The organism is Microbacterium sp. NPDC057944, assembly GCF_042887445.1.
GTDB classification, from domain to species: Bacteria; Actinomycetota; Actinomycetes; order Actinomycetales; family Microbacteriaceae; genus Microbacterium; species Microbacterium natoriense.
The window spans coordinates 669,790-675,789 of record NZ_JBHVPJ010000001.1 but is presented as its reverse complement, the minus strand read 5'-3'; the positions used below and the strand labels follow the sequence as shown (position 1 = coordinate 675,789).

At 71.7% G+C, this 6,000-nt stretch carries 6 protein-coding genes; 4 read left to right on the top strand and 2 right to left on the bottom strand.

Annotation, left to right across the window (positions count from 1 at the left end; translation table 11 throughout):
* Positions 1-117 precede the first annotated feature (117 nt).
* Together ACFVRO_RS02985 and ACFVRO_RS02980 are read right to left on the bottom strand one after the other, a co-directional pair.
* The gene (locus tag ACFVRO_RS02985) at positions 118-1,377 is read right to left on the bottom strand and encodes a sensor histidine kinase (protein ID WP_386949076.1); all 1,260 of its coding nucleotides are present in this window, start codon (positions 1,375-1,377) and stop codon (positions 118-120) included.
* Positions 1,378-1,382: 5 nt separating this feature from the next.
* Positions 1,383-2,048 carry a response regulator transcription factor gene (locus tag ACFVRO_RS02980; RefSeq protein ID WP_223587371.1) on the bottom strand — a complete coding sequence of 222 codons (666 nt, stop codon included), beginning with the start codon at positions 2,046-2,048 and terminating at the stop codon, positions 1,383-1,385.
* Between the two features lie 138 nt (positions 2,049-2,186).
* Here ACFVRO_RS02980 and ACFVRO_RS02975 point away from each other — a divergent pair, with 138 nt between their 5' ends.
* Genes ACFVRO_RS02975 through ACFVRO_RS02960 form a run of 4 tightly spaced genes read left to right on the top strand, consistent with a single transcriptional unit; the run spans position 2,187 to position 5,909 of the window.
* Positions 2,187-2,942, top strand: a complete 756-nt coding sequence (locus ACFVRO_RS02975; protein ID WP_386949074.1) for a hypothetical protein — start codon at positions 2,187-2,189, stop codon at positions 2,940-2,942.
* Complete coding sequence (locus ACFVRO_RS02970) at positions 2,939-3,991, top strand: efflux RND transporter periplasmic adaptor subunit (RefSeq protein WP_386949072.1); 1,053 nt, start codon at positions 2,939-2,941, stop codon at positions 3,989-3,991. Before ACFVRO_RS02975 ends, ACFVRO_RS02970 begins: the two co-directional genes overlap by 4 nt.
* The gene (locus ACFVRO_RS02965; protein ID WP_386949069.1) at positions 3,991-4,698 is read left to right on the top strand and encodes an ABC transporter ATP-binding protein; all 708 of its coding nucleotides are present in this window, start codon (positions 3,991-3,993) and stop codon (positions 4,696-4,698) included. Before ACFVRO_RS02970 ends, ACFVRO_RS02965 begins: the two co-directional genes overlap by 1 nt.
* Positions 4,695-5,909 carry an ABC transporter permease gene (locus ACFVRO_RS02960; protein WP_386949066.1) on the top strand — a complete coding sequence of 405 codons (1,215 nt, stop codon included), beginning with the start codon at positions 4,695-4,697 and terminating at the stop codon, positions 5,907-5,909. The genes ACFVRO_RS02965 and ACFVRO_RS02960 overlap by 4 nt, the downstream gene beginning before the upstream one ends.
* Positions 5,910-6,000 lie beyond the last annotated feature (91 nt).

The following is a 6,000-nucleotide window of genomic DNA, read 5'->3' as shown; positions in this document are numbered from 1 at the left end:
CGCCGGGGGCGGGGGCGCTGGGGGTCCCCCGGGGGGGGGGGGGTTGGGGGCTCCCCCCGGGCCCCGCGGGGGCGGGGGGCCCCCCCCACTTCTTGACCCCTCAGCTGCGCCGCGGCGCTAAGCGGGGAGGGAGAGGGCGGCGATCAGGCCGCCGCCGGGGCGCGCGGTGAGATGCAGGGTTCCGCCGTGCTTCTCCGCGACGCTCTGCACGATCGCGAGGCCCAGCCCTGTGCCGTCTGGACCGGTCGAGGTGCGCGTCGCGTCTCCTCGGTAGAAGGGCTCGGTGAGCAGCGCGAGCGTCGCCGGCGCGATGGGGGCGCCGGTGTTCTCGACCTCGACGACGACGTGATCCCTGCCGCGGCGCACGCGCACCCACAGCTCGCCGTCCGTCACGTTGTGGCGGATGCCGTTCTCCAGCAGGTTGCGCACGGCCCTGGCGATCAGCATCCCGTCTCCGTCGATCGACGCGGCCGAGAGGTCCGCGTGCAGCGTCACGTCGTTCACCGCGAGCTCCTCGATCTCCGCCGAGACGACGCTGTCGACCTCGACGTGCTCGACGTGCTCGAGGTCGGTGCGGGAACGGGCGAGCGTGAGGAGCGCGGTGATGAGCCGTTCGCTCTGCTCGGTGGCGCGAAGGGCCCTGCGCATGTTCGGCTCCAGCCCCTCCGGGACGTCGCCCTGGGCCAGCGGGATCTCCAGTGCGGTCCGGGTGGTCGTGAGTGGGGTCCGCAGTTCGTGGGAGGCGTTCGCGACGAAGCGGTCCTGCGCGGCGAACGCCGACTCCAGGCGGTCGAGCATGCCGTCGATCGTGTCGCCGAGCTCCTTGATCTCGTCGTCGGGGCCGGGGAGGTCGAGGCGTCGTCCGAGGTCGCGCTCGGAGATGTCGCGTGCGGTGGCGGTGACCTCGCCGATGCGGTCGAGGGAGCGCCGAGCGAGCCAGAACGCGATCGCGGCGGCGACCCCGGTGAACGCCAGGAGGGTCACCGCCGACCACAGCAGCAGGCCGCCGCCCACCTCGTCGGCGAGGAAGGTCGACTGCTGCAGCACCGCGCCGCCGACCGAGTCGACCGCCACGGTCTCGGCGGGAGTCGATGCGGGTATCGCCTGTGCGACCTCCTCGAAATAGGCGCAGCCGGTGATGGTCGCGCTGTCCGTCGACCCGAAGGTGGAGAAGGGGACGGCGCCCTCAGGCGCGGTCGTCCCGGTGACGTCGGTGCTGCCGGTCAGGGTGCTCGCGGGCACGCAGCTCTGCGTCGTCAGCGAGATGGCAGAGGCGAACAGCTGCTGCACGACCAGGTACTGCACGGCGAGCAGGGCGGCGCCCGCCGCGATGAACACCGCGGTGATGATCAGCACCAGCCTGGTGCGGAAGCTCATGCGTCTCATGACGTTCCCATCCGGTATCCGTGGCCGGCCGCCGAGTGGATGACGGCCGGCTCTCCGAGCTTGCGGCGCAGCGTGTGCACCACGATCTTGACGACGCCGCGGGTCCGTTCGAGCGGCTCGTCCCACACCTCGTCGAGCAGCTCCTCCGCGCTCACGTATCCGCCCTCGGCGGTGAGCAGCGTCTCCAGCACCCCGAACTCCTTGAGGGTGAGCCGGATCGGCATCCCCTCCCGCTCCGCGATGCGCCGGGCCACGTCGAGCCGGATCCCGGCGAACTCGCGCACCGCGCTCTGTCGCGTCGTCTGCGTGCGGCGGGCGAGGGAGCGGATGCGCGCGAGCAGCTCCACGTAGGCGAAGGGCTTGGCGAGGTAGTCGTCCGCGCCGAGGTCGAGGCCCTCGACGCGGTCGGTGAGGGCGCCCGCGGCGGTGAGCATGAGGATGCGCGCGGGATACCCCTGCGCCACGAGGGTGCGGCAGACGGCATCCCCGTGCAGCACAGGCAGGTCGCGATCGAGCACGATCACGTCGACGTCGGATGCCGCGGCCGCCGTGAGCGCGCTCGCGCCGTCGCGCGCGACGTCCACGAGGTACCCCTCTCGGCGCAGGCCGTCGGCCAGCGTGTCGGCCAGATCGACCTCGTCCTCCACCAGCAGCAGCCGCATGGCACCTCCCTCATCCGAGGGTGCGGGGGCCGCGGTTAGTTTCCGGTTAGGAGCCGTCATACCGACAGCAAACCACCGCCTCCATAGAACTGACTGCGGAGTCGTGGACGAGCCGCGGCCGGGAGAAAGGGAAATGTCATGGTCGATGTGAAGAAGCGCCGCTCCTTGGCGGTGCTCCCCGCCATCGCGGCGGTCATCGTGCTCGCCGCCTGCGCGGCTCCGGAGGGACAGGGCAAGGGGGATGCCGCGAACGACGCCGCAGCGGCGCGTTTCGTGACGTGCCTCACCGGGGAGGGGCAGACCGCGAAGATCCTCAAGGGCGGGCAGGTGGGCATGCTCATGCCCGATGCTCCCGGCGACTCCCCGATGGAGAGCATGGAAAGCGGGTCGGCGACGCTCAGCACGGGAGAGGGCGAGAACCTCGGCATGACCATGGTCACGACCGACGAGGACGGCATGTGGCTGGCGTCGACCACCGCCGACGGCTACCCGGAGGACGGCGGCCAGCGGGAGGCGTGGGAGACCTGCGAGAAGAAGGTCCCGGAGTTCTCGCAGCCGGAACCGGACATGTCGATGGCCGAGGGCGCCAAGGCGTTCTCCGCGAAGGACATGATCGAGGCGAGCCTGAAGTTCGCCGAGTGCGCCAGGGAGAACGGGTACGCGGACTTCGCTGATCCGGATGCCGACGGCATGCTGGAGCTGCCGGCCGGCATCACCGAAGACGAGGCCAGGGAACTGCTCACGTCGTGCAAGGACGCGATGGGCGAGATGCCGCCGGCGATCTCCCAGAAGAGCATCGAGGCGCTCGACTTCGACTGGTTCGCCGTGGTGAGCGAGTTCTTCGAGGGCGGGTTCATGGCGACGACCGTCGTTCCCGCGGAGGGCGGCGAATGAGCCGCCGGGTGGCCTGGGTGCTGACGCCCCTCGCGCTCGTCGCGGCTGCGGGGGTGGCTCTCGCCGTGCTGCAGCCCTGGCGGTCCGCCGCCGAGCGTCCTGACGAGGGCAAGAAGCCGGTCACGGCCATCGCCGAGCTCACCACGCTCACCTCCGACCTGCGTCTGAACGGCAGCCTCAGCTACGGCGCATCCATCGACCTCCCCGGGCGCGGAGGCACCGTCACCCGGCTGCCGAAGGCCGGCGATGTGGTGGGCGTCGGTCAGGCGCTCTACGAGGTCGACGGCAAGCCGGTGATCGCGGTGCGCGGCGACCGGCCGTTCTGGCGGGATCTCGGCATGGGTGTGGAGAAGGGGCCCGACGTGCGTCAGCTGGAGCAGGCGCTCGCCGACCTCGGCTTCGGCAAGAACCTGACGGTCGACGACGAGTTCACCCAGGTCACGGAGGCCGCGGTCAAGGCCTGGCAGAAGTCGCTCGGGATGGCGAAGGACGGCGTCGTGAAGCTGGGCGACGTCGTCGCGATCGCCGATGCCTCGGTGCGGGTCGATGCGGTGAAGGCCCACCTGGGCGACCCCGCCGGCTCCAGCCCGCTCAGCTACACGGGCACGACCCTGCGCGTGGTGGCGAAGCTCACGGATGCGCAGGCGAGGGAGATCCTGCCGGGGACGGCGGTGAAGGTCGTGCTCCCCGACGGCACCGAGGTACCGGCGACGATCACGTCGATCGACCCCGGCGGGCAGCCGACGGAGAAGGAGGGCGAGACGACGCCGCCCACCGCGCTGGTCGATCTGGCCGACCCCGCGGCCGCGCAGGGCATCGGCCTTCGCGCCGTGAAGGTCGTGCTCGCGGCCGACGAGGTCAAGGACGCGCTCGTCGTCCCGGTGACCGCGCTGGTCGCCACGGCCGACGGCGGCTACGCGGTGGACGTGCTCCGCAAGAACGGGAAGGTCGAGCGGGTGGCGGTCGAGGTCGGGCTGATCGCCGACGCCCGGGTGCAGATCGTCGGGGGAGACCTCGCCGAGGGCGACGCCGTGGTGGTGGCCCAGTGATGCCCGGAACGGTCGTCGAGCTGGTCGACGTCGTCAAGGAGTATCCGGGCAGCCCGCCGCTGCGCGTGCTGCACGGGGTCGACCTGGCCATCGGGAGCGGTGAGCTCGTGTCGGTGGTGGGGGCGTCGGGGTCGGGCAAGAGCACGATGCTCGCGATCATGGGCACGCTCGACGATCCGACGAGCGGCACCGTGCTGATCGACGGCACGGACGTCGCGAGGCTGGGGGAGCGCGAGCGCGCCGCCCTGCGCGCGCGGCGGATCGGGTTCGTCTTCCAGCAGTTCTTCCTGCTGCCGGCGCTGAGCGCGCTCGACAACGTCGCACTGGGGCTGCTCTACTCCGGGGTGCCCGTGGCGGAGCGGGCGTCGAGGGCCGCGGTCGCACTCGAACGGGTGGGGCTGGGTGCGCGCATGCGGCACCGGCCCGGTCAGCTGTCGGGCGGCGAGCAGCAGCGCGTCGCGATCGCCAGGGCGGTCGTCGGCGATCCGTCGGTGCTGTTCGCCGACGAGCCGACCGGCGCCCTGGACTCGACCACGGGCGAGCGCATCCTCGAACTGCTCACCTCCATCTCCGAGTCCGGAACCGCAGTGGTGATCATCACCCACGATGCGCACATCGCCGCCCGCACGCAGCGTCAGGTGAGCATCCACGACGGGCGCATCCTCAGCGACACCGGAGCCCTGGTCCTGGAAGGAGCAGCACGATGAAGCGGCGTTCAGGGGAGAGGATGCCGCGGCTCAGCGCCCTCGACAGCATCCGCACCGCGCTCATCGGTCCGCGCAGCCGCAAGATGCGCACGGCGCTCTCGGCGCTCGGCGTGGCGGTCGGGATCGCGGCTCTCACCGCGATCACGGGCATCGCGGCGTCGAATCAGGCGGCGCTGCTCGCGAAGCTCGACGCGCTCGGCGCCGACATGCTCGTCGTCCAGCCGGGATACGGTCCCGATGATAAGCCGGTGCCGCTGCCCCAGTCGGCCGCGGGCATGATCGACCGGGTCGACGGCGTCGAGGAGGTCGGCGTGCTGCAGAGCGTGCCGGACGGGATCGGCGTGTACCGCAACGACCTGATCGCGAAGAGTCAGGGCAACGGGCTGACGGCGTACGCGGCGAGCCCGGACTTCCTGTCGTCGGTGGAGGGGTCGGTGGCCGAGGGAGAGTGGTTCGACGAGTCGACGCGCTCCCTTCCGGTCACGGTGCTCGGGGCCGCGGCCGCGGCGCGCATGGGGATCACCGAGCCCGGTGTGCGGGTGTGGATCGGAGAGCAGTGGTACACGGTGATCGGCATCCTCGACTCGGCGGGTCTCGCCGAGTCCATCGACGCCTCGGCGTTCCTCGGCGACCGCTGGGCCGCTGAGCACGTGTCGGCGGATGGCGAGAAGAACACCATCGCCTCGATCTACGTCCGGATGGCGGACGGCGGGACGGGAGCGGATGTGCGCGACGCCGTCGCGCGCGCAGCCAACCCGGCATCCGACTACGTGCAGGTCATGGGGCTCGGCGATCTCGCCGGAGCCCGGGAGACCGCGGATGACTCGCTGTCGGGCCTCGCGGTCGGCCTCGCGGCGATCGCGCTGCTGGTCGGTGGCATCGGCATCGCGAACACCATGGTGGTCGCCGTGCTGGAGCGTCGAGGGGAGATCGGGCTGCGACGGGCGCTCGGCGCGCGCTCGGGGCAGATCGCGGGGCAGTTCGTCGGCGAGGCTCTGGTGCTGGGCGGGCTCGGCGGACTGGTCGGCATGCTGCTCGGCGGGGTCGGGGTGTTCGTCTACGCCGCGATCCAGGGGCAGGCGGCGTCGATACCGATCGTCGTGCTGGTCGGCGGGCCGCTCGTGGCGCTCGCGGTCGGCGTCGTCGCTGGTCTCTACCCCGCCGTGAGTGCGGCGCGGCTGTCGCCGACCACGGCCCTGCGGACGGTGTGAGGCCGCGGCATCCGCTCTCCGCCGTGGGGTGAGCGCGTGTTCGGGAGGAGATCTCTTCTTCGGGCTGAGGAATCCGGCTCAGGTCTCAGCC

What these genes read in the sequence shown, in the direction of transcription:
- ACFVRO_RS02985 (WP_386949076.1), bottom strand. Translation starts at nt 1,377, where the DNA reads ATGAGCTTCCGCACCAGGCTGGTGCTGATCATCACCGCGGTGTTCATC.
- ACFVRO_RS02980 (WP_223587371.1), bottom strand. Translation starts at nt 2,048, where the DNA reads ATGCGGCTGCTGCTGGTGGAGGACGAGGTCGATCTGGCCGACACGCTG.
- ACFVRO_RS02975 (WP_386949074.1), top strand. Translation starts at nt 2,187, where the DNA reads ATGGTCGATGTGAAGAAGCGCCGCTCCTTGGCGGTGCTCCCCGCCATC.
- ACFVRO_RS02970 (WP_386949072.1), top strand. Translation starts at nt 2,939, where the DNA reads ATGAGCCGCCGGGTGGCCTGGGTGCTGACGCCCCTCGCGCTCGTCGCG.
- ACFVRO_RS02965 (WP_386949069.1), top strand. Translation starts at nt 3,991, where the DNA reads ATGCCCGGAACGGTCGTCGAGCTGGTCGACGTCGTCAAGGAGTATCCG.
- ACFVRO_RS02960 (WP_386949066.1), top strand. Translation starts at nt 4,695, where the DNA reads ATGAAGCGGCGTTCAGGGGAGAGGATGCCGCGGCTCAGCGCCCTCGAC.